Source organism: Streptomyces sp. NPDC057565, from assembly GCF_042801455.1.
GTDB lineage: Bacteria > Actinomycetota > Actinomycetes > Streptomycetales > Streptomycetaceae > Streptomyces > Streptomyces yanii.
The window spans coordinates 18,270-40,046 of sequence record NZ_JBHVFU010000028.1; the positions used below are offsets into that span (position 1 = coordinate 18,270).

A 21,777-nucleotide genomic window follows, 5' to 3' on the forward strand; every position below is an offset into this window, starting at 1 on the left:
GCGTGCCTTCGCCGGGGTGTCGGACGCATCAGTCGGCCGACTGGTCCGGTCCCACCTGCTCCGTCCTGGCCGGGCACAGCGGGCAGCCGCCCTCACCTCAGGTGGCTGCGAAGGAAGAGTCCTCCCAGCAGCACGGCCGCCCGCGTGGGCGGGCTGTCGCGCAACGCGGTCAGCGACACGAAGTCGTGGACCGTGCCCAGGAATCTGGCTGAGGTCACCTCGACTCCGGCACGACGCAGCCGGTCCGCGTACCGCTCTCCCTCGTCCCGTGTCACATCGGCCTCCGCCGTGATCACCAGCGCAGGCGGCAGCTCGGCGAGCTCCGCGACGCTCGCACGCACGGGGGACGCGGCCGGCTCGTCCCGCTGCACGGGATCGTCGGCGTACTGCTGCCAGTACGAGCGCAGCGCTTCCCGGGTGAGCAGATAGCCCGTGGCGAAGTGCCGCTGGGAGGGGCTGTCGCAGCGGGAGTCGGTGAGCGGGTAGTACAGCAGTTGGGCGCGGACCCTCGGGCCGCCGCGCGACTTCGCCATCAGCGTGAGCGCCGTGGCCACGGTGGCGCCGGCGCAGTCCCCGGCGACGGCCAGCCGGTCGGCGTCGAGCCCGAGTGCCCCGGCCTGCCGGACCACCCAGGTCATCAGCGCGTAGCACTCCTCGAGGGCCACGGGGTAGCGGGCCTCGGGAGTACGGCTGTACTCGGGGACGACAGCGGCCACGCCCGCGCCCCGCACGAGCTCGCTGACGAGCCGTGCGTGGGTCTGTGCGTCTCCCAGCATCCATCGGCCCCCGTGGGCGTAGAGCACGGTGGGAAGCGGGCCGGCGAGGCCCAACGGCCTGAAGATCCAGAAGCCGACCAGGCCGGAGGGCCCCACGGGCGCCACGTGGAAGGTGGCATCCACCTCGAAGTCGTCGACCAGGTGGATCTGAGACTCCCGCAACGCCTGTCGGCCGTCCACCGGTCCCAGCTCATGCAGAAAGGGGGGTGCCGCGGACGCGTCGACGAGCCGCTGCACCAGCGGATCGAGGATCACGGCCGACAGAGGTTCTCCGCCCGCTTCCCCTTCGGGGTCCAACTGCATCCGGTTCGCCTCTCGCACGGCCCCTCGGGGTTCTGGTTCGTTGCCCGTCACCTGTCATACAGGAGGTCCCGCAGTTGGTGGCGGCTGCTGACGCCGAGCTTCGGATAGACGTTGTAGAGGTGCGAGCCCACAGTACGCGGCGAAAGGAAGAGCCGTTCGCCGATCTCGCGGTTCGACAGTCCGTTCGCGGCCAGCCTCGCGATCTGCTGTTGCTGAGCAGTCAGTTCGGCCAGACGATCGGCCGACGCGGGAGCCTGGGCCACCCCGGTCGCGCGCAGCTCGCCGCGGGCCGACGCGGCAAGGTGCCGGGCGTCGAGCCGGGCCGCGACCTCCAGCACCGCGGTCAGCTGCCCTCGGGCATCCAGGGGCCTTCTGCGCCTGCGCAGCCAGATCGCGTAGTGCAGACGGGCTCGGGCCCGCTCCAGGGGCCACTTCTCCGCCTCCGAATTGACCAGGGCCAGCCGGAAGTGGTGCTCGGGGTCGGCATCCTCGTTCACGAGGGCCGCCGCATGATGCATCAGGAGCGTCATCCGCGTCGTCGGTCGCGCACCCTGGCGTTCCCGTACGTCCCCGAGGATGCGTGCCGCCTCCTGCTGCCGGCCGATGCGCTGGGCGGCAGCGGCCAGTTCGCTGATGGAGCGCGGTGAAAGGAAGGGATCAAGGGGCGAACCGTCCTCCCCGAACAACGCCCGCAAGTGCCGGAAGGCCCGGTCGCCGTCCCCGAGGACCATCGCGGTCAGACCGCACGCCCGCAGCATTCTGGCGTGTGTGGACCGGTTCTCGTCCAGACTGACGGAGCGCCAGGGGGACCCGGTGAACGGGATGTCCGGCATCGTCTCGCCGCGAAGCGCGCGGAGGGTCACCTCCAGGGCTTCGAGGTCCATGTCGACACGGGTCAACCGGTGGACCGCGGCGGCGGACCGGCCCTCCTCGATCACAGCCTCGGCCTCGGCCCACCGTCCGATGCTCACGAGGGTGTCCACCTCGGCCGCGAGCGTCCATGCGCGCGGCCCCAGCGTTCCCCGCGTGCCACGGAGCGCTCCTGCCTGCCGGTAACTCTCCGCGCAGAGCTCCGACTCGTCGACGTGGTGGGCGACCGAGGCGGTCGCCAGCAGACGGGTCAGCCGGCGCGCACCGTCGAGGGGTTCGGAGGGAGGGGCGGTCAACCTTCGCAGCGCGTCGCTGCCGCCCCGTACGGCAGGATCGATCCCCACCGACACGGCGGCCTCCAGGGAGGCGAGGACCTCGGGCCCGGAGAGCTCGTGGAAGAACCCGTCCTGCTGTGCGCACCGGTCCTTCTCGGCCTGCGCTGCCCGGACCGCGTGGTCGAGCAGTCGTGGCAGTGGCAGCCGGTGCTCGGGCAGCCCGGACCGGCGGGAGATCTCCGTGGCGACCGCGGCCAGTGCGAAGGAGGTCGTTGCACGGCTCGGTGGCGTGCGCTGCCACACGTCGAGCAGGAGGTCGAAGGCCTCCCGCTGGAACGAGAGCAGTGACAGCGCGCCACTCATGGCGCAGGCCGCGATGCACAGCAGTTCCGGGTCGCGGTTCACCCGGGTGAATCGTTCGTACAGGTCGCGCACCCATTCCGGGTCCCCGACGTCGCTCGCGGCGGCCAGCGCTCCGGCCAGACGCCGAGCGCGGTCGTGGACGCCGGCACTGAAGCGCGCGGCTTGTTCCAGTGCCTTCGCCGAGGCGAAGCAGTCTCCGGTCTGCGCGGCCTGGGTGGCGGCTTCCTCCAGGGCCGTGGCCACCGCCTCGTCCGGACCGATGGCTGCTGCGGCCAGGTGCCAGGCCCGACGTGCGGGGACCTGGCCTCGTGCGGCGGCGAGATCCCGGTGGACCTGCTGCCGCAGCTTCGCGGCGTACCGGTGGAATGCTGCGGTGCGGATCAGCGGGTTGCGGAACGCGAGACGGCCGTCGGCGATGGTGATCAGGTCGGCTTCCTCCGCCCGGACCCACACGGCGAGGTCGTGGGCGCCCAGTGCGGCCATGACGGTGACGAGTTCGTCCTCCTGCGAGGAGGCCGCGGCGTACAGCAGGGCGCGCTGTGTTTCCTCGGGGAGCTCGCCCAGCCGTGCGGCGAACATCTGCTGGATCCGCGCGGTCTGCCGCGGGTCCGCACCGGCCGTTGCCGGCCCGCTTGCACCGTACGCCGCCCGGCTCAGCTCGACGACCGCCAGCGGGTTCCCCTCCGCCTGTCGGAGCAGGTCCAGCCTGACCCTTCCCTCGGGTGCGCCTGGCTGCGCATCCAGAAGCAGGGCCGACGCCCGGTCCGACAGCGGGCCGAGCGGCAGGACGGGAAGATCCGCGGGGACCCCGGCCGGGGGAGCCTCGCCGCGTGCGGTGAACAGCACGGTCACGGCCTGGTTCGTCAGGCGTCGCGTCACAAAGAAGAGAACACGCATGGACGCGCGATCGCAGTCCTGCAGATCGTCCACGGCCAGCAGGACCGGGCATGCCTGCGCGAGGTGCCCCAGGAGTGCCAGCACCGCGGCGCCCAGTGCCTGGATCTCCGGCGGTCCAGCCTCCGGGGCCGGACCGAAAGCGGTGCACAGCGCCCGCCGCTGGTGCTCCGGCAGAGCGTCGATCGCGCCGAGCACCGGCAGGAGCAGCTGGTGCAGGGTGGAGAACGCCTGCGGCTCCTCGGAGCCCCAGCCCTGCGCCGACAGGACCCGGGTGCGGCGTCGTTCGGCTGTCTCCGCGGCAACCCGGAGCAGCCGGGACTTGCCGGTTCCGGCCTCGCCGAGCAGGAGAAGAGCCTGGGGGAGGCCATCGCGTACATCGAGGGACCGCAGGATCCGGTCGACCTCCGCCTCCCGGCCGATCACCGCTGCGGTCGGCTCGGAGCCGCCGGGGTCGATTTCCTCACCGGCGGCTGCCGCGCCCCTCACGTCGAATTCCGTCATCGCACTCCGCTCCCCCGAACCATGGACGAGATCGCCACGGCCTACCGACTTCACTGGACGAAAGGTCGGCAAGTCTCACGTCCCACGCCCATGAGTGGATGCTGTCAGAGCGCCGGAAGAGGCGCTTCTGTCATGTGACCAGTCATGCCGGAATCGGGCCTGTCAGAATTCCTTCAGAGCGATGAGCAGGAAATTTGCTTCCGCACCGGTTCGGCAGGCGGACGGTTGGACGGACAAGGGAGAGCATGGACTTCGGCACCGACCCGGCACGCACGCGGGAGATCCTGGGCAGGGATCGTGAACTGGCGCGGATCGCGCAACTGATCGACGCCGGGAACGACCGCGGCCCGAAGGTGCTCGTGCTGACCGGCGAGGCGGGAGCGGGCAAGAGCGCCCTGGTGGAATGGGCGGCCTCGCACGCCGTGGCCGGCGGCCGACGTGTGCTCCGGGTACGAGGCAGCGAAGGCGAGAAGGACCTCGGTTTCGCGGGGGTGCACCAGCTGCTGCGCCCGGTACTCTCCGGCGTCGACCGGCTTCCCCCGCGGCAGCGTGATGCCCTGCGCCGCGCATTGGGTTCGGACGACACCGACGAGTCCCAGGCACCCGACCCGCTGTTGATCATGGTCGGCGTGCTGACGCTGCTCTCGGACGCAGCGACGGAACGCCCGTTGCTGATCGCCGTCGACGACGCACAGTGGCTGGACGTCGGCTCGCTGGACGTACTCGCGTTCATCGCCCGGCGCCTCGAAGGCGAACACATCACCCTGCTGCTCGCCGCACGGGATGAAGCGGTGCCGGCGCGCTTCGACCGCGACTTCCCGCATCTGGCCGCAGGCCCTCTGGACCGAGCCGCGGCGGGGCTCCTGCTGGACGCGCAGCCGCATCCGCCACGGGATCGCGCCCGGTCCCGGATTCTCCGGCAGGCGGCCGGGAACCCGCTGGCCCTCATCGAGCTCACACGAGCCTTCGCCAGGGACCTGGACAGCCGCGGAGCCGGCTCGATCGACTCGCTCCCCCTCACCGCCCGGCTGGAGCATCTGTTCGCCGCCGACCTGCCCGCCCTGCCGCACGACACACGCCGGGTCCTGCTCCTGACGGCGGCAGCCGGCAGCGCCGATCTCTCGGACGTTCTCCACGCCGTGCCCGGCCTGGACGGGCCGGAGGTGTGGGGACCAGCCGAGCGGGCGGGGCTGGTGCGCGTCGAGGGCGGTCACGTGCGTCTGCGTCATCCGCTGGTCCGCTCGGCGATCTACCAGGCCGCTTCGTTCGCCGAGCGCCGCGAGGCCCACCTGGCGCTCGCCGCCGCGCTCGCGCGGGAACCCGATCGCCGTGCCTGGCATCTCGCCGCGGCCGCACTCGGACCGGACGAACAGGTCGCCGGCGCTCTCGCGGAGAGCGCGGAACGCTCCCGGCGTCGCGGCGGATACGCGGCCGCGGCCACGGCGCTGGAACGCGCCGCGGAACTCACGTCGGAGCCGGATCAGCGTGCCAGACGCCTGCTCGCCGCTGCCGCGTCGGCCATGTATGCCGGGTATCCGCAGTGGGTCGGTGAGATCGCGGCCCGAGTCGGCACCCTGACGGACGACCCCCAGCTCCTCGCCGAGGCTTCCCTGCGCGGCGGGTGGTCCCTGGCCGTGACGCTCCGGCACGACGACTCCCTGGCCTTCCTGCTGCCCGTGGCCGAGTCCATGGCCACACAGGCACCTGCCCTGGCTCTGGACGCGCTGGGAACGGCATCGACCCCGGCGTACAACTCCGGCGCCCCGTTCTACCGGACCGAACTCCAGCGGATCGGCGGCCTCATCACGCCGCCGCCGAACAGGATCGACTGCCTCTGGTCACAGGTGGTCAGCCACCCGTTCACGGACCGGGAGGAGACTCTCAAAAGCCTCACCCACGCAGTGGACACACTGCAGGACGGTTCCCTGTCCGACTTCGTCATGCTCGGCGGCACAGCCTGGATCCTGGACGAGACCGACCAGGCCGTGCGTCTGCTCGGCCAGGCCCTGGACCATCTGCGGCGGGCTGCGACCGCCGGCACCAACTGCACCGTCGCGCAGGCCCTCGCCCTCGCACTGTTCGAGAGCGGAGCCTGGACCGCGGCCCGATCCGCCGCCGAGGACGCCTTCTGGATGGCGACAGAGGCGGGCGCGGACAACGTCACCGTGGGATCGTCCATCCTGCGGGCCACGCTGCGCGCCGCCCGCGGAGACCACGAGGCCGCGCGTGCGCAGGCCGGTGATGCCGTCCGCGGCATCGACCTGCTCGATTCCCGCAGCCTGTATGTGCGCTACTGCCACGCGCTCGGCATGGCAGCCCTGGCGGAGGGCGACCACAAGGCGGCGTACGAGCACTTCCGGCGCGTGTTCACCCAGGACTTCCACCCTGCACCCGTGCACTATCACGCTTCCCTGTACTACCTGGCCGATCTTGCCGCCGCAGGCGTCCGCGCCGGGCAGGCGGACGATGCCCGCTCCGTGCTCCGGGCCGCAGAGAAGACCCTGGGCGCGGCCCGATCAGCCCGCCTGGACGCGATCGTGCATCGTGCCTCGGCCCTGCTGAGCGATCCCGAGGACGCGGAGCCCCATTTCCGTGCGGCGCTCGCCGACCCGGCCTGCCCCCGATGGCCTTTCGAGCACGCCCTCGCACAGCTGGACTTCGGCGAGTGGCTGCGGCGGCGCCGACGGGCCGCGGAGGCGCGGACCGTTCTCGGCACCGCCCTCGAGTTCTTCGAACGGCTCGACGCACGCCCCTGGATCGAGCGCACCACGGCCGAACTCCGCGCGACGGGCGTGGCCGTGGCGGATTCCGCAACGCCCGAAGCGGTGGCCGACCTCACGCCGCAGGAGCTGCAGATCGCCCAACTGGCCGCGGAGGGCCTGACCAACCGGGACATCGGCGCCCGGCTCTATCTGTCTCCGCGTACCATCGGCTTTCATCTGCACAAGATCTTTCCCAAGCTCGGCATCACGGGCCGCGCCCAACTGCGCGATGTCCTCGGCCCGGCGCGCCTGCCGGATCACTGAGGGGGGATTCCCCGCACGGGATGCTTGCTCAGGATGGAGACCCGGTTGAAGGCGTTGATGGTGATGGCCACCCAGATCACTGCGGAGATCTCCTCCTCGGTGAGGACCTGGCGGGCCACGGCGTAGGCTTTCTCCTGCTCGACGGCGTTCGCGGGGTCGGTGGTCGCCTCCGCGAGGGCGAGTGCCGCGCGTTCCCGGGCCGTGAAGAGTTCGGTGTCGCGCCAGGCGGCCAGCACGCCCAGGCGCTGCGTCGTCTCACCGGCGCGCAGCGCGGCCCCGGTGTGCACGCTCAGGCAGTACGCGCAGCCGTTGATCTGCGACACGCGGAGGTTGATCAGCTCCACCAGGCTTCGGTCGATCCCCGCCTCGGCCGCGGCCGTGCGGACCGCGTCGGCCGTGCCGACGAGCGCGCGGTAGGCCTTGGGGCTCTGCTTGTCGATGTAGACCCGTCGGCTTGCCAGGTCTGCTGTCGTGTCACTCAACGTGGACTCCTCCGGGGGCCGCTTCGGGCCCGCGCTCCTCTGCCGTGCATGTGCGGGGACATGGACTTAGTATCAGGCATAATAGTTGAATGTGAAATCATTCTCCGATGAGAGGGGCGTACGGTGAGTGACCTCGAAGTGGATCCGGTCGAACGGCGCCGGGGTGCGGCAGGCCACGGCGAGTCTGCTGGGCAGCATGTCGATGTGCTGTCCGCACGCGACGTCCCGTTGGGCGGGCCGCGCGCGATGACGGTACGGCGCACGCTGCCGCAGCGGGCGCGGACGCTGATCGGGGCCTGGTGTTTCGTCGACCACTACGGCCCCGACGACGTCGCCGACACGGGTGGCATGGACGTGGCTCCTCATCCACACATCGGTCTGCAGACCGTGAGCTGGCTGTTCAGCGGAGAGATCGAGCACCGCGACAGCCTCGGCAGCCACGCGCTCGTCCGGCCCGGCGAGCTCAACCTCATGACCAGCGGGTACGGCATCAGCCACTCGGAGGTCTCCACCACCCGCACCACCGTGCTGCACGGCGTCCAGCTGTGGGTGGCCCTGCCCGAAGAACACCGGCACACCGGACGTGACTTCCAGCACTACGTCCCGCGACGGGTCCGGGTGGACGGAGCCGACATCAGGGTGTTCCTGGGGTCGTTGGCGGGTGACACCTCTCCGGTGCCGACCTTCACGCCCTTGCTCGGCGCCGAACTCGTTCTCGACCCGCGCTCGACGACCGGCCTCCGCGTGGATCCCGGCTTCGAGCACGGACTGCTCGTCGACGAAGGGAGCGTCCGTGTCGACGGAACACTTCTGCACCCGGCCGAGTTGGGATACATCGGCACCGGAAGCGACTCCCTGACTCTGACGAACGAGACGGATCGCCCGGCCCGCGTGGTGCTGTTGGGCGGCACACCGTTCCAGGAGCAGATCGTCATGTGGTGGAACTTCATCGGTCGCAGCCACGAGGACATCGTCGAAGCGCGGGCCGCGTGGGAGAACGCCTCCGATCGCTTCGGAAGTGTCGACGGTTACGACGGCGGCCGCCTTCCCGCGCCGGGCCTTCCGAACGCCCGCATCGCCCCACGCAAGAACCCTGCACACTGAGTGACGTACGACACCGAAAGGCCCGTCATGACCCAGCACGCATCCGAGCCGACCGTTCAGAGAGTCGACGCCAGGCACCGCTACGAGGTTCTCGTCGACGGCAAACGCGCAGGCCTCACCGCCTACCGCGACCGCGACGGACAGCGCGTCTTCTTTCACACCGAGATCGACGACGCCTTCGCAGGCCAGGGCCTGGCCTCCATCCTGGTGGAGCAGGCCCTGACCGACGTACGCGCCTCCGGAAAGCGCATCGTGCCGGTCTGCCCGTACGTGGCGAAGTTCCTCAAGAAGCACGACGAGTTCGCGGACATCACCGACCCGGTGACGCCCGAGGTCCTGGAGTGGCTGGAGACCGCCCTGAAGCGGTGACCTCCCCGGAGCCGGCCCGTGCGTGCGCCACTTCGATCGGGCACGTCCGGTTCCCGCTGCCCGTCGGGCGGGCGTGACGGATCCTCGGGCCGGCAGACCGCCGGCGTGCCCGTCCTCGGCGAGCATCCGCCACGCCCGCCCGGGCGTCCGTGGCGACGGCGGCCCGGATCGAAGGGTGCGGACGGGTCGGGAGAGGGCACCGCCGTTGGCCGAGAAGGGCCGTTCCACTTGCCGCCACAGGCCGCGAAATCGAAACGATAATCCGTGAACACCACCCCCTTCTAGCGTCCCCCACAACAGCCGTCGCGCTACCGCGCGCGGCTCCGAACGGGGGAAACACATGAAGTTCAGCATCCTCGGCCCGGTTGAGGCGTCCGTCGACGGTGCCGACATCCCGCTCGACGGCACCAAACAACGCACCACCCTCGCCGCCCTGTTGTTGGCTCGCGGGCATATGGTCACCGACGACCGGCTCAGCACCCTTCTGTGGGGCTGGGAGCCACCCGCGACGATGAGCGCGCAGATCTACACGTACATCTCCCGGCTGCGCAAGCGCCTCGGTCCCGGGATCCGGCTGGAACGACGCGGTCCCGGCTACTGGCTGGACATCGGCCCCGCAGGTTTCGACTGGGCGGAGTTCGAGCGGCTGGCCGGCATCGGGACCCGGGCGCTGAGCGGCGGACGGTTCGAGCAGGCCGCCCGGGACCTGCGGGAAGCGCTGAGTCTGTGGAGCGCGCCGGCCCTCTCCAACACCACCGACTTCCTCGGCGAGATCGAGCTGCCCCGGCTGGAGGAGGCCTACATGGCCGCCCTGGAGAGCCGCATCGAGGCCGACCTCGCCATGGGCTCGCACGCCGCGCTGATCGCGGAGCTGACGCCGCTGGTGGCCCGCCATCCGCTACGGGAACGGCTGCGCGCCCAGCTGATGACCGCCCTCTACCGCAGCGAGCGGCAGGCGGAGGCGCTCGCCGTCTACCGCGCCGGACGGCGCACGCTGCGCGAGGAGCTCGGGATCGACCCGGGGCAGGCGCTGCGTACGGTGCACGACGCGATCCTCACCGGGGACCTGGACGGGCCCGCCGCGGGAGCCGCCATCCTGTCGGCGTCCTCCCACAGCTGGAACGGACTCGTGCCCGCGATGCTGCCGTCGGACACCACCGACTTCCACGGGCGCGAGAAACAGCTCGCCGAAGTGACCGCCCTGCTCCGGCCGCACGCGGCGCACCCGCACCGGGCCGTGATCACCGGTATGTCGGGCATCGGGAAGTCGGCGCTCGCCGTGCATGCCGCCCAGCTGAGCCGTGAGCACTTCCCCGACGGACAGCTCTACGTCGACCTGCGCGACGCCCGGGGGCGGGCCAAGGACCCGTATGAGGTGCTGGGCTGGTTCCTGCACGCGCTCGGCACCCCCGAGGGGGATCTGCCGGTCTCGCTGGACGAGCGCAGCCAGCTGTACCGGAGCCGGCTGGCGGGGCGCCGTGTGCTCGTCGTCCTCGACAACACGGAGGACGACCGGCAGACCCGACCCCTGCTGCCGGGCGGGCAGCTGTGCCGGACCATCATCACCGGGCGCAGTCCGCTGAGCGGCCTGGAGGGCATCCGCCTGGTCCACCTGGGGCTGCCGGACCCGGACGAGGCGACCGGGCTGCTCGCCCGGCTCGTGGGCGCCGACCGGGTGGCGGCGGAGCCGGAGGCGGCGGCCCGGCTGGTCGAGCTCTGCGACCGGCTTCCGCTCGCGTTGCGCATCGCCGCGACCCGGCTGACGGCCAACCCCCGGTGGCGGCTCTCCCGGCTGGTGGCCAGACTCGCACCCGAAGAGCACCGGCTGAGCGAGCTGCGGCTCGGCAGCCACGATCTGCGGGCCTCCCTGCACCTCGGGCATACCGCACTCGACGCCGAATCACGCCGGGCGTTCAGGGAGTTGGCACGTGGCTGCGCGGCCGGACTCAGCGCGCGGGAGGCCGCCGAGGTGCTGGGGGTGTGCGAGGAGCGGGCCGAATGGGTTCTCGAGGCGCTGGCCGACGCCCGGCTGATCGAGGTCAGCGGTGTCTGCACCGACGAGCGACTGCACTACCGCTTCCTGTCGCTGGTCCGGCTGTTCGCCCAGGAGCAGCCCGCATCGGAGCCCGCCGCCTCCTAGGGCGTGTGTCGGAAGTCCCGCCGTCCGCCCGAAGGGCGGGCCCGGCGGCGTCCGGTGCGTGCGATCGCAAGGCGGAGGGTCGTCCTCGTACGGGACGTACTCGGGCGAGCCCGACAACGCAGCGAGCGTGCGTGCCGGGCGCCGCCGGGCAGGCGGGACCTCCGACACACGCCCTAGTGCCCCTCCCGGCACCAAGGGCCGTCCCGTAGGACTTTTCGTCGAACCGCCGTCTGCCGCGCACACGCGTGTGCGGTGCGGACACTTCGCCGACACCCCTGTGGCAGCAGGGGTGTCGGTGACGCGTCAGGACCAGCCATGCAGGCGCAGGATCAGCCGCTTGACCTCGGTGGCGTGGTAGCGCTGCTGAGCCTCTGCGGGCTCCGAGCACAGCAGCATCGGGGCGTCCCGGTCGTCGTCGGGAAGCCGGCCGTGGCTCCCCCGTACACAGTGCGGATCGATCGGCACGACGGTCATCGGGGCCCGCATGCCCGCCTTCTTACGCAGCAGCGTCAGCGCCGCCTTGGCCTTGATCATCGGATCGGCCGGGTCGAAGAACAGCTCGGCCGGGTCGTAGCCGGGCTTGCGGTGGATCTCGACGCCCCGGGCGAAGTCGGGGGCGCGGTCGTCGTCCAGCCAGTAGTAGTACGTGAACCAGGCGTCCGGTTCCGCGACCGTCACGAGCTCGCCCGCGTTCGGGTGGTCGATGCCGAAGTCGGCCTGCTGGACGCGGTCGAGGACCGTGTCGACACCCGCGGTGGCCTTGAGCGTGTCCCGTACCCGCGGCAGGTCGGAGGGGTCGGCGACATACACATGGGCGACCTGGTGGTCGGCGACGGCGAAGGCCCGGGAGGTGTGTGGGTCGAGATACTCCATGCCGCGCTGCACATAGACGGAGAGCAGCCCTTCGCGGCGCAGCGCCCGGTTGATGTCGACGGGTCGGCGCACCGGGGCAATCCCGTACTCGCTCAGCGCGATCACGGTGGTGCCGCGGTCCCGCAGGTCGTCCAGGAGCGGTCCGAGCGCGGCGTCCGCCTCGCGGGCCGCACGGACGGCCTGCGGGCTGTCGGGGCCGTAGCGCTGGAGGTCGTAGTCGAGGTGCGGGACATAGATGAAGGTCAGATCGGGGCTGCGGCGGTCCAGGACGTAGCGGGATGCCTGGGCGATCCAGCTGGTCGAGGCGATGCCGGCGGTCGGGCCCCAGTAGTTGAACAGGGGGAAGTCACCGTGCAGTGCGGTCAGTTCGTCGCGCAGGCCCGCCGGGACGGTGTAGCAGTCGGGCTGCTTGCGGCCGTCGTAGTGGTAGACGGGGCGCGGGGTGAGGACGGTGTCGACCTCGGCGCCCATCGCCCACCACCAGCAGAGGTACGCGGTGGTGTGGTCCGGGTCCTTCTCCCGGGCGGCGTGCCACACCTTTTCGCCGTGGACGAGGGCGTTGTGCTGACGCCACATGAGCACCTCGCCCTGGTCACGGTGGTACCAGCCGTTGGCCACCGCGCCGTGGTCGTTGGGCAGGCTGCCGGTGGTCAGGGACGCCTGGACGGTGGCGGTGACGGCCGGGAAGACCGTGTCCAGCGCGGCGGCGAAGCCCTGTTCGCCGATGGCCCGGAGGTGAGGCATGTGCGGCAGCAGCCGCGGGGTGAGGCCGACCGTGCACAGCACGGCGACCTTTCTGCGTCGGTCGGTCATGAGTGGTGCTCCTCAGCACTCTTGAGGCCGAGTGCGATCAGCTCGGCTTCTGTCCATGCCAGTTCGGCGGCTATCCCGTCGACCAGGCCGTCCCGTCCGGCCGGGCGCCGGCCTTCCGGCAGCACGGTCCAGGTGTAGGTCTCCACCTCGACATGGCCGGTGAGCGCCCGCTCCCCCGCGAACAGCGCGCGGAGGGTGGCGCGGAGCTCGGGCCGGGTGCTGCTGAGCGGCGGCGCCGGCTCGGTGTGCAGGGGGACGTGGTAGTGGACCCGCCAGGGCCGGTGGCCGGGCAGTCCGCCGTCCTCGGCGAGGGCCTCGTCGAGGTCGTCGCGGCCCAGCACGGAGCCGCCGGGCGCCTGCTCCCTGGTCTGGTGCAGGAAGCGGGGTTCGACGAACTCCGCCAGGGCGGACCGGACTGCGGGGTCGTGAGGCCGGTCGGCGCACAGGGCGGCGGACGCCTGGAGCTTGACCACCGGGACCTCGTGGACGGCCAGGGCGCGGAGGGCTTCGTCGGGGTCCTCGTGGGCCACGGCGAGGTGGCAGGCGTCGAGGCACACCCCGATCCGCTCGGGATCCGTGGCGGCGAGGGCGGCGGCCGTGTGCCGCACGGTCTCGGTCACACAACCGGGTTCGGGTTCGACGGCGACCCGGATGACGCGGCCGGTGTCGGCCTCGATCTGCTTCAGCCCTGCGGCCAGCAGGTCGAGTTGGCGCAGGGCGGCGTCGTGGCGTTCCGTCGGCCAGGGGATGCGCCAGGCGAAGGGGAGCGTGGAGACGCTGCCGTGGGTGGCGGTGTCGGGGAGCAGGGCGGCGAGGATACGGGCCAGGCGCAGGGTGTGGTCGAGTCTGCGCGGGTCGGACCAGTCGGGGGTGTACACGGCGTGCTTGACGACCGGAGCGTGGAAGCCGCGGTACGGGAAACCGTTGAAGGTGACCGTCTCCAGGCCGCGGGCAACCAGGTCGGCGCCGAGGCGGGCAAGGGCGGCCGGGTCGGTGTCGAGTGCGGTGGCGGTGGCGTCGGACAGCCAGAGACCCAGTCCGAGGGTGGCGGCGCCGAGGCGTTCTCGTACCGGAAGGGCGTACAGGTCGAACTGTGCGGTGATACCCGCCAGATCCTCCGCCGGGTGCACATTGGTGCAGTAGGCGAGATGGACGTCGGTCCCGTCGCGATGGCGCAGTCTCACGGTCCCGGCGTCCTCAGCTGCCGCCCCGGGCAACGGAGTTGCCCGCATACAGGCCCGCCGCCGGGGATGTCGGGTTCGCCGGGACACCGCCGCTCTCCGCGGACCCGGTGGCGTCGACGTCGAGCCGGCCGCTCTGTGCGTAGAAGGCGGTCGGGTTCTGCCACAGGACGCGGTCCACGTCCGCCTCGTCGAAACCGGCGGCGAGCATCGCCTCGCCGGTGGCGCGGGTGAGCAGCGGATCGCTGTGTCCCCAGTCCGCCGCGGAGTTCACCAGCATCCGTTCGGTGCCGTACCGCTGGAGGATCTCGACCATGCGGGAGGGGGTCATCTTGGTGTCGGGGTAGATGGAGAAGCCCATCCAGCACCCGGTTTCGACAACGTGACCGACGGTCAGTTCGTTGAGGTGGTCCAGCACGACGAAGCCCGGGTCGATGCCGGATTCCGCCACGACGGCCAGCGACCGGGCGGTTCCGCCCGCCTTGTCGCGGTGCGGGGTGTGCACGAGTGCGGGCAGCCGGTGCTCGACGGCGAGGGCGAGCTGCGCGGCGAATGCGTGCTCCTCGGCGGGGGTGACGGTGTCGAAGCCGATCTCACCGACGGCGACGACGCCGTCCTTGGCGAGGAAGCGCGGCAGCAGGTCGAGCACGGGGGTGCAGCGGGAGTCGTTGGCCTCCTTCGGGTTGAGGCCGATGGTGCAGTGGTGCCTGATCCCGTACTGGGCGGCGCGGTAGGGCTCCCAGCCGAGGAGTCCGTCGAAGTAGTCGCTGAAACTCGCCGGTGAGGTACGGGGCTGGCCGAGCCAGAACGCGGGTTCGACCAAGGCGCGGACACCCGCGTCGTACATCGCCCGGTAGTCGTCGGTGGTGCGTGAGGTCATATGGATGTGCGGGTCGAAAATCCGCATGTGCGGGCTCCTGCGAGTAGGGGGTGGCTATCGGTCGCGGCCGCGGTCCGGGACGAGAAGGACGAGATCGGCCGGCACGGGGCGGCCCGCGGCGCGGCGCTCGTCGGCGAACGCCTGGGCCATCCGTGCGAGTTCGGCGTCCTTGCGCTCGTGGAGCCCGGCGACGACGGACAGCGGTATCTCGGTGAACAGGCACTTGAGTACGGCGTGGCGCCAGCGGTGCTGATCGAGATGTGCGCGGGCGTACGGGCCGAGTGCGGCGATGATCAGCCGGGTGTCGTTGCTGCGCAGGGCGTCGTCGGTGAGGGAGGCCGCGGCGCCGCCGAGCGGCAGATACGGCAGGGACAGCAGCACTCCGCGCCGTTCGGCGGCATCGCCCTGCGCATAGCGGGCGGCGGTCTCGGTGGCGGCGCGGTCGGGGGCGACGGCGAGCAGCAGTGCGGCACGCACGGCGTCATCGACGGTCCAGCCCGCGCGGTCGGGCAGCGCCCGGTCCGGCAGCGGGAGCCGCCCGTAGACGCGGCCGGCCGAGGGGAACCGGGTGTCCAGCGCGGCCGGGTCGGCGGCGACGGCCGCGGTGTCCTGTGCGAGCCGCTCCCGGCGGTCCGCGTCGAGGGCGGCGTCCAGCGCACCGAGCAGGGCCCTGACGGTGCGCTCGTCGTGGACGGCTCCGGTGGATGTGGTGGTGTCCGAGAGCGTCATGGGCGTACCGCGCCCTTCATGAGTCGGGGTTCGGGGGCAGAGGTGGACACGAGCTCCGGCGCGCGTACGGTCCTCGCGGCGGCCGCCGCCTCCCGCAGGAACGCGATGCTGCGGCGCGCCTGAAGGGTTGCTGCGTGGCTGTGCCGGGGCAGTTCCACCGACACCAGGCCGCGGTAGCCCACATCGGCGAGTGCGGCCAGAACCGGCGGGAAGTCGATCTCGCCGTCCCCGAACGGAAGATGCTCGTGCACCGCGCGCCGCATGTCCTCGATCTGGACATGGGCGAGCCGGTCGGCCGAGCGGTGCACGCACTCCACGACGGGGTGCGGTTCCAGGCAGCGGCAGTGCCCGATGTCGAGGGTGAGCCGGAACCGGTCGTGCCCGCCCAGCAGGTCCGCCAGCCGGCGGTAGTCCTGCAACGTGGCGACCAGCATGCCCGGTTCGGGTTCGAAAGCCAGGTCGACTCCCGCGCGTCCGGCGTGCTCCAGCACGGTGGCGCACCCTTGGGCGAGCCGCTTCCACGCCTCGTCGGCCGGGACGTCGTCGGGGGCGGCGCCGCTCCACAGGTGGACGGTGGTGGCGCCGAGACCGGCCGCGATCTCGGTCGCCCTGCGCAGCAGATCGGCACGGTGGGCGCGGCCCTCGGTGGAGACCAGGGTCGGCTGGTGCTTGCGCATCGGGTCGAGCAGGTACCGGGCGCCGGTCTCGACGACCACGTCGAGACCGGTACGGTCGAGCACCTTCCTGACCCGGGCGGTCCGCGCGGCCACGTCCGGTGCGTACGGGTCGAGGTGGTGGTGGTCGAGGGTCAACGAGACCCCGTCGTAGCCGAGGTCCGCGAGGACCCGAAGGGCGTCGCCGATCCGGTGGTCGCCGAAGCCGTTGGTTCCGTACGCGAAGCGCAGCGCGGTCCTCGTCATGTCGGCGACACCTTCCGGGCCAGTCGTCGGGCGAGCGGCAGTGCCGCGGCCACCGGCAGGGCCACGGCCGTGGAGCCGGCCGCCGCGGCCAGCGCGGCCTGGAGCGGCATCATGGCGTGGATCCCGGCGCCCACGGCCCGGCGTACGCTCGCGGCGGTCGGGGTGCGGGCGGCGCTGTACTGGGCGAGTCCGCAGGTACTGAGGTAGGCGGCGGCCAGTGTGCGGCTGACCGCCCGGTGTGCCGGTGCGGCCCGGTTGCCGTACGCCACGGCCGCCGCCGTGACCGCCCCGCTCGCGGCGAGCGTCGCGGCGGGAACGGCCCTGCTCGCACCGCTGACTTCGCGCCGGCTGAGCACGGTGACGGCGAACGTGTGCGCGGCCACGGTGAGGGCCGCCGGGAGCGCGGCCCGGGTGCGTCCGCTGCCCGCGCCGCCGAGGAGCACGTCGAGCCCCCGGGCGGTCGCCATCGCGGCGGGCCCGGCCGGGGTGGACTTCAGGGCGAGGTCGTACGCCCAGACGACCCCGGCGAGCGATACGGCGGTGGGCAGTGCGGCGCGTCCCCCGCCGAGCGCGGCAAGTCCGATCCCGGCGGCGGTGAGACCGGTGGCGAGGGCAAGGGCCTGTCCGGGCGAGACCTCTCCGGAAGGGATCGGGCGCTCGGGGCGTTCCACGGCGTCAAGGCCGCGGTCGGCGTAGTCGTTGAGCGCCATACCCGCCCAGTAGAGGCAGACGGAGGAGGCGGCAAGCCCCACTGTCCGGGGCCCGCGCCGCACTCCCGCGGCCGCGGCCCCCGCCAGCACATCGCCGGGGACGGTGAGCGCGGCGGGAGCCCGTACCAGCCGGGCGACGGCACTCGCGGAGGGCAGGCGCCGCCTCGCGTACCCGCTCACACCCGCACCGCTGCGGCGGCCCGTGCCCAGTCCACCAGGGCCGTGAACTGTTCCTCCAGGCCGTGGACCGTGGAGCCCACCGGGTCCTTGAAGAAGAAGCCGAGGGCGGGCACGGGCCCGCTCTCCCCCGCGCGGTGGGCCAGAGCCATGAACCGGGCCAGGTCGAGGACGAGCGGCGCCGCGAGCGCCGAGTCGCAACCCTCCCAGGTGAACTGCATCGTCATCCGCACGTCGAGGAACCCGTCGAAGACGATGTGGTCCCAGGCCGTCTTCCAGTCGCCGAGCGCGGCGATGTGGTGGATGTGCACCCCGCCCTCGACCGGGTGGCCGAGCCCCTCGTCGAGCACGCGCCGCTTGGACTCGACCTTGCTGCGGGCGCGGGAGGGTTCGGCGAGTGCCGCTCCGTCGCCGCCGCCGAGCAGGTTGGTGCCGGACCAGGAGCGCACGGCGAGGGCCCGTCGCGCGAACATCGGCATCAGGGCGGACTTGACGAGGGTCTCCCCCGTCTTGCCGTCGCTGCCCGCATACGGCAGCCCGGCAGCGACGGCGTACGCGTGGAGTGCCGGCAGCCGCGCCCCCGCAGAGGGGGTGAAGTCGACATACGCGCAGCCGGACTTCAGTGCGGCGTAGGCGTACACCGCGCTGTAGGGCAGCGGTGCCTCCCCCGCCGCGAGCGCCGCGTCCAGTGCCTCCGTCGAGGCGCAGGCCGGGTCGGGTTCCGCGAGGGGTTCGGTCGTGGCGACGTTGACGACCACGACCCGGTCGAGTCCGGCGCGGCGCCGGAAGGAGTCGATGTCCGCCGCGAGCGTCTCGATCAGCAGGTCCTGTCGCCCGGCACCACCACCGCCGACCGGCCGGATCTCGGCGTCGGCCTCGGCGAGGTCCGCCGCGAGCGGACCGAGGAGCGCCTGCGGCAGAACTCCCGCGTCCGCCAGCTGCTCGGCCCGCTTGACCAGCGGGGTCTCGTCGATGTCGTGACCGCCGAAGACCAGCCGGCCGAAGTCGGGCAGACCGAGCTCCGCGAAGGGGGGCAGGGCGGCGACACAGCCGGTCTGCCGGGCCAGTCCGGCCCGGATCGCCGCGGCTCCGACGACCGCGGTCGTCGCCACCGAACCACGGGCGCCGATGAGCCAGACTCCGGTCCTCTCCTCAGATGCTGCGGTGGGTTCCGTCTGTGCCGTTCGCATGATTCTGCCTCTCGGAACGCGGTCGGATGGGTCAGCTGACGCCCTGCGGGTACGGGAAGGTCTCGAAGGCGGTGTCGCACTCGGCGGGGCTGCGGCTGAGCCACTTCGCGGTCAGCCGGCGGAGCACCTTGGCGTCGAGCGGCGGGTAGATGACGTCGGGCTGCGGCTTGACGATCGACTGGATCTCCCAGGACAGCCCGATCAGCGGGTCGATCACGGCCCAGCGGCGGGAGTCGATGCCGAGGAGCTGCATGGCGCGCAGGTAGCAGTGCCAGGCGTGGAAGCCGACCGGCGGGTTGCCGTTCATGGTGTGGCTGCGCTGGCCCTCGGACAGCCGCGGGTCGTAGAGGACGCCCTGCCCGAAGTCGGCGAACGCCTTGGTGAGACCGGCCAGGTCGGTGTGCGGGTAGTAGCGGTCGATGACGCTCCACTGGGCGTCGGAGAGGACGGTCAGCGCTTCCTTGAGGGGGGTGACGAGCGTGCGGAAGCCGCTGGGGTAGGTGCCCGCGCTGCGGTGGGCGAGGTACGCCTGGATGATGGCGACCTCGGGGTCCTCGCCGAGCACCTCACCGAGCTTCTCGTTGGCGGCGATGACCTCGGGCGTGCGGTGGTACCAGAGTTCCTGGTCGAAGACGTACCAGAACTCGTTGGATCGGGGGTCCCCGTTCATGCCCGGGACGTTCGGGATCTCCGGGTAGTCCGCGGACTTCGGCCGGACGGGGGCGGCGGACGCGGTGGTGGCCGTTCCCACGGTGGCGAGGCCGGCCACCAGGAGGGCCCCGGCGGAGGTGCGGAGGGCCTGACGGCGGTCGATGGGCGGAGTCATGGGAAATTCCCTTTCGCCGGAAGGAGGTTGATGGTCCAGAAACTAGGAAGAGGCGCTATACCGGGCCTATACCGCCGAGTTGTCCTCGCCCGGTGCCGGGTCGGGGCGCCGAAGTGCCGGAGCGACCAGCGCTGTTGTGGCGAGAAGCACCATGCAGCCCGCGATCCCGGCGAGGGTGCCGGTCACCCCGAGCCCGTCGAGCAGGAAGCCGCTGCCGAGCGCACCGAGCGCGCCGGCGCCGGAGGCGATCAGGGTGAGGACGCTGCTGACGCGCCCCTGCATCTCGTCGGGGGTGACGGACACCTGGTAGACGCCGCCCACCACATTGACGAGTCCGCCCGCGTACGCCATGACGGCGAGGAGGGCACCGATCACGACCGGTGCGCGCACCACGATCAGCAGGGGAATGACGGCGGCCCAGACGGTGATGCTCCCGATGACCACGGTGCGCAGGGGCGCCCGCCGGGTCCACCAGGTCGCGCCGAGCGCGCCGAGCATCCCGCCGATCCCGCCGACGGCGGTGATCGTTCCCAGGAGCGCGGCCGAGCCTCCGCCGTCGCGCACGATGAGGATCACGGCGAGGCTGAGGCCCTGGAAGAGCAGATTGGTCGCGGCGATCAGCCCGACCAGCGTGGTGAGGAACCGACGCCGCCAGGTCCAGGTGAACCCTTCGGCGACTTCGACGGCGAGCCGGCGACGCGGTGCGGTGTCGCGCGGGCCCTGGAACGACTTTCCGATCAGCAGGAGCGAGACCAGCGACAGCAGATGGGCCGCGGCCGCGAAGAGGAAGGGTGACCAGCGCGCCACGGTGTACAGCGCCCCGCCGACGGGCTGCCCCAGCAGTCCGGCGGCCCGCCATCGCGCCTCGTTCTGGGTGAGGGCGACGGGCAGTTGTCCGGGTGGTACGAGGTGGCGTACCGCGGCCCGTTCGGCGAGCTGGTGGAAGACGGCCAGGCTGCCGCTGACGAAGGCGGCGGCCACCAGGTGGCCGAGGTCGATCCGGCCGGTGGCCACCGCGAGGGCGACCGATGCGGTGGCCAGCAGGGAGCCCAGATCGCAGAGGATCATCAGCCGCCTGCGGTCCCAGCGGTCCACGAGCGCCCCTGCGGGCAGCTGCACCAGCAGATTGGGCAGGAGCGCGGCGAAGCCGACCAGTCCGGCGTCGCTCGCCGATCCGGTGTACCAGAGGACCAGGAACGGGTACGCGACATAGCAGGCGCGGGCGCCGAGCAGTGTGGCCCCGACGCCGCCCCACAGGAGGACGAAGTCGCGGTTGCGGCGCAGGGGCTGGAGGGGGGCGGAGCCGGCCGTGCCGATGTCCTCCTGCTCACCCGGCGGAGCCGTCATCCGGCTGTGGCCACGGCCCTGGCTCCCGCGCCGCCCTCCACCGTGAGACCGGTCGCCGGGCTGCCGACGGGGCCGGTGCGGCACCATTCGAGGACGGCCATGGCGCTGTGCATCTTGTTCTCGGCCTGTTGGAAGGCGATCGACGCCGGTCCGTCGAGGATCTCGGCGGTGACCTCCTCGCCCCGGTGAGCGGGCAGGTCATGGAGAAACACCGCGTCCGGACTCCCCTTCCACAGCGTGGAGTTCACCTGGAAGGGCGCGAAGACGTCCCGCCAGTCGGGGTCGGGCTTGCTGGTCCCCGTGGTCTGCCACCGGGTGGTGTAGATGGCGTCGAAATCCTCGGGGAGCGCCTCCATGTCGTGCCGCTCCACGACGGTGGATCCGGTGCGCTTCGCGGTGGCGAGGGCGCGGGCGAGGGTCGCGGGGGCGAGTCCGTACCCGGGCGGGGTGCGCAGCTCCAGGGTGATGTTCCTGAACCTCGGCAGGGCGAGCGCCAGGGCCGCCGCGGAGTTGTTCCCCTCGCCGACGTAGAGCACGCGCAGTCCCTCGATCCGCCCGAACCGGCCGAGGAGCGTGGTCAGATCGGTCAGCGCCTGGGTGGGGTGCTCGTCGGCGCTCATCGCGTTGACGACGGACATTCCGCCCTGCGACGCCCAGCTGCGCATCTCGGCGGGGTCGGCGGCGGTGCGGGCAACCAGCAGGTCGAGCATGCCGGCGAGGACGCGCCCGGTGTCCTCGGTGGTCTCCCCGGTGTTGGTCTGGAGATCGTTGGGGCCGTACGAGACGATCTGCGCGCCCAGGCGCAGGGCGCCGCTGGAGAACGCGGTACGGGTACGGGTCGAGGTCTTGGCGAAGTAGATGCCGGCCACGAGCCCGGCCAGTGGGCGGTCCCCGGTGGCGCGGCCCGCGGAGAAGTCCGCGCCCCGGGTGACAATCGACGTCAGGTCCTCATCGGTCAGATCGTCGATGGAGATGAGATGGCGTACGTCGGGCATGGGGTGATCCCTTCTGTCGGTTGTGGCAGG

Annotated in this window: 17 protein-coding genes; 4 read left to right on the forward strand and 13 right to left on the reverse strand. The window is 71.9% G+C overall.

Annotation, left to right across the window (positions count from 1 at the left end; genetic code table 11):
* Window positions 1-92 precede the first annotated feature (92 nt).
* A complete protein-coding gene (locus ACFU8W_RS33025) occupies window positions 93-1,079 on the reverse strand; it encodes an alpha/beta hydrolase (RefSeq protein WP_384045187.1) in 987 nt (328 codons plus the stop codon).
* Between the two features lie 47 nt (window positions 1,080-1,126).
* A complete protein-coding gene (locus ACFU8W_RS33030) occupies window positions 1,127-3,985 on the reverse strand; it encodes an AAA family ATPase (RefSeq protein ID WP_384045047.1) in 2,859 nt (952 codons plus the stop codon).
* A gap of 245 nt (window positions 3,986-4,230) precedes the next feature.
* Here ACFU8W_RS33030 and ACFU8W_RS33035 point away from each other — a divergent pair, with 245 nt between their 5' ends.
* The gene (locus ACFU8W_RS33035) at window positions 4,231-7,011 is read left to right on the forward strand and encodes a helix-turn-helix transcriptional regulator (RefSeq protein WP_384045051.1); all 2,781 of its coding nucleotides are present in this window, start codon (window positions 4,231-4,233) and stop codon (window positions 7,009-7,011) included.
* Here the strand turns inward: ACFU8W_RS33035 and ACFU8W_RS33040 are convergent.
* The gene (locus ACFU8W_RS33040; protein ID WP_384045053.1) at window positions 7,005-7,493 is read right to left on the reverse strand and encodes a carboxymuconolactone decarboxylase family protein; all 489 of its coding nucleotides are present in this window, start codon (window positions 7,491-7,493) and stop codon (window positions 7,005-7,007) included. The genes ACFU8W_RS33035 and ACFU8W_RS33040 overlap by 7 nt on opposite strands.
* A gap of 123 nt (window positions 7,494-7,616) precedes the next feature.
* On the opposite strand from ACFU8W_RS33040, the gene ACFU8W_RS33045 reads away from it, so the two are divergent.
* From ACFU8W_RS33045 to ACFU8W_RS33055, 3 genes are all read left to right on the forward strand, one after another.
* Complete coding sequence (locus ACFU8W_RS33045) at window positions 7,617-8,597, forward strand: pirin family protein (protein ID WP_384045056.1); 981 nt, start codon at window positions 7,617-7,619, stop codon at window positions 8,595-8,597.
* A 27-nt stretch (window positions 8,598-8,624) separates the two neighbouring features.
* Window positions 8,625-8,966, forward strand: coding sequence for a GNAT family N-acetyltransferase (locus ACFU8W_RS33050; RefSeq protein ID WP_327243861.1), 342 nt, complete (start codon window positions 8,625-8,627; stop codon window positions 8,964-8,966).
* Between the two features lie 340 nt (window positions 8,967-9,306).
* Complete coding sequence (locus ACFU8W_RS33055) at window positions 9,307-11,106, forward strand: BTAD domain-containing putative transcriptional regulator (RefSeq protein ID WP_384045059.1); 1,800 nt, start codon at window positions 9,307-9,309, stop codon at window positions 11,104-11,106.
* A 303-nt stretch (window positions 11,107-11,409) separates the two neighbouring features.
* Here the strand turns inward: ACFU8W_RS33055 and ACFU8W_RS33060 are convergent, their stop codons facing one another.
* The 10 genes from ACFU8W_RS33060 to ACFU8W_RS33105 all read right to left on the reverse strand — a co-directional run bounded on the left by ACFU8W_RS33060 (window position 11,410) and on the right by ACFU8W_RS33105 (window position 21,747).
* The gene (locus ACFU8W_RS33060) at window positions 11,410-12,792 is read right to left on the reverse strand and encodes an alkaline phosphatase family protein (protein WP_384045062.1); all 1,383 of its coding nucleotides are present in this window, start codon (window positions 12,790-12,792) and stop codon (window positions 11,410-11,412) included.
* On the reverse strand, window positions 12,789-13,976 hold the full coding sequence (eboE, locus tag ACFU8W_RS33065) for a metabolite traffic protein EboE (protein ID WP_384045065.1): 1,188 nt from the start codon (window positions 13,974-13,976) through the stop codon (window positions 12,789-12,791). The genes ACFU8W_RS33060 and eboE overlap by 4 nt, the downstream gene beginning before the upstream one ends.
* 13 nt (window positions 13,977-13,989) lie before the next feature.
* On the reverse strand, window positions 13,990-14,880 hold the full coding sequence (locus tag ACFU8W_RS33070) for a TatD family hydrolase (protein WP_384045068.1): 891 nt from the start codon (window positions 14,878-14,880) through the stop codon (window positions 13,990-13,992).
* A gap of 27 nt (window positions 14,881-14,907) precedes the next feature.
* Window positions 14,908-15,582, reverse strand: a complete 675-nt coding sequence (locus ACFU8W_RS33075) for an EboA domain-containing protein (RefSeq protein ID WP_384045071.1) — start codon at window positions 15,580-15,582, stop codon at window positions 14,908-14,910.
* On the reverse strand, window positions 15,579-16,502 hold the full coding sequence (locus ACFU8W_RS33080) for a sugar phosphate isomerase/epimerase family protein (protein WP_384045074.1): 924 nt from the start codon (window positions 16,500-16,502) through the stop codon (window positions 15,579-15,581). Before ACFU8W_RS33080 ends, ACFU8W_RS33075 begins: the two co-directional genes overlap by 4 nt.
* On the reverse strand, window positions 16,499-17,392 hold the full coding sequence (locus tag ACFU8W_RS33085; RefSeq protein WP_384045077.1) for an SCO3242 family prenyltransferase: 894 nt from the start codon (window positions 17,390-17,392) through the stop codon (window positions 16,499-16,501). The genes ACFU8W_RS33080 and ACFU8W_RS33085 overlap by 4 nt, the downstream gene beginning before the upstream one ends.
* Window positions 17,389-18,579, reverse strand: coding sequence for an inositol-3-phosphate synthase (locus tag ACFU8W_RS33090; protein ID WP_384045080.1), 1,191 nt, complete (start codon window positions 18,577-18,579; stop codon window positions 17,389-17,391). Before ACFU8W_RS33090 ends, ACFU8W_RS33085 begins: the two co-directional genes overlap by 4 nt.
* Before the next feature lie 31 nt (window positions 18,580-18,610).
* Complete coding sequence (locus ACFU8W_RS33095; RefSeq protein ID WP_384045086.1) at window positions 18,611-19,405, reverse strand: hypothetical protein; 795 nt, start codon at window positions 19,403-19,405, stop codon at window positions 18,611-18,613.
* A 66-nt stretch (window positions 19,406-19,471) separates the two neighbouring features.
* Entirely contained in the window at window positions 19,472-20,752 is a 1,281-nt protein-coding gene (locus tag ACFU8W_RS33100) for an MFS transporter (protein ID WP_384045092.1), read from the reverse strand.
* Entirely contained in the window at window positions 20,749-21,747 is a 999-nt protein-coding gene (locus tag ACFU8W_RS33105) for an ornithine carbamoyltransferase (protein ID WP_384045095.1), read from the reverse strand. The genes ACFU8W_RS33100 and ACFU8W_RS33105 overlap by 4 nt, the downstream gene beginning before the upstream one ends.
* Between the last annotated feature and the right edge of the window lie 30 nt (window positions 21,748-21,777).

Coding starts and splice junctions, on each gene's coding strand:
- ACFU8W_RS33075 (WP_384045071.1), bottom strand. CDS start 15,582: ATGACGCTCTCGGACACCACCACATCCACCGGAGCCGTCCACGACGAG.
- ACFU8W_RS33070 (WP_384045068.1), bottom strand. CDS start 14,880: ATGCGGATTTTCGACCCGCACATCCATATGACCTCACGCACCACCGAC.
- ACFU8W_RS33095 (WP_384045086.1), bottom strand. CDS start 19,405: ATGACTCCGCCCATCGACCGCCGTCAGGCCCTCCGCACCTCCGCCGGG.
- ACFU8W_RS33025 (WP_384045187.1), bottom strand. CDS start 1,079: ATGCAGTTGGACCCCGAAGGGGAAGCGGGCGGAGAACCTCTGTCGGCC.
- ACFU8W_RS33080 (WP_384045074.1), bottom strand. CDS start 16,502: ATGACGAGGACCGCGCTGCGCTTCGCGTACGGAACCAACGGCTTCGGC.
- ACFU8W_RS33055 (WP_384045059.1), top strand. CDS start 9,307: ATGAAGTTCAGCATCCTCGGCCCGGTTGAGGCGTCCGTCGACGGTGCC.
- ACFU8W_RS33030 (WP_384045047.1), bottom strand. CDS start 3,985: ATGACGGAATTCGACGTGAGGGGCGCGGCAGCCGCCGGTGAGGAAATC.
- ACFU8W_RS33050 (WP_327243861.1), top strand. CDS start 8,625: ATGACCCAGCACGCATCCGAGCCGACCGTTCAGAGAGTCGACGCCAGG.
- ACFU8W_RS33105 (WP_384045095.1), bottom strand. CDS start 21,747: ATGCCCGACGTACGCCATCTCATCTCCATCGACGATCTGACCGATGAG.
- ACFU8W_RS33035 (WP_384045051.1), top strand. CDS start 4,231: ATGGACTTCGGCACCGACCCGGCACGCACGCGGGAGATCCTGGGCAGG.
- ACFU8W_RS33060 (WP_384045062.1), bottom strand. CDS start 12,792: ATGACCGACCGACGCAGAAAGGTCGCCGTGCTGTGCACGGTCGGCCTC.
- ACFU8W_RS33090 (WP_384045080.1), bottom strand. CDS start 18,579: ATGCGAACGGCACAGACGGAACCCACCGCAGCATCTGAGGAGAGGACC.
- ACFU8W_RS33100 (WP_384045092.1), bottom strand. CDS start 20,752: ATGACGGCTCCGCCGGGTGAGCAGGAGGACATCGGCACGGCCGGCTCC.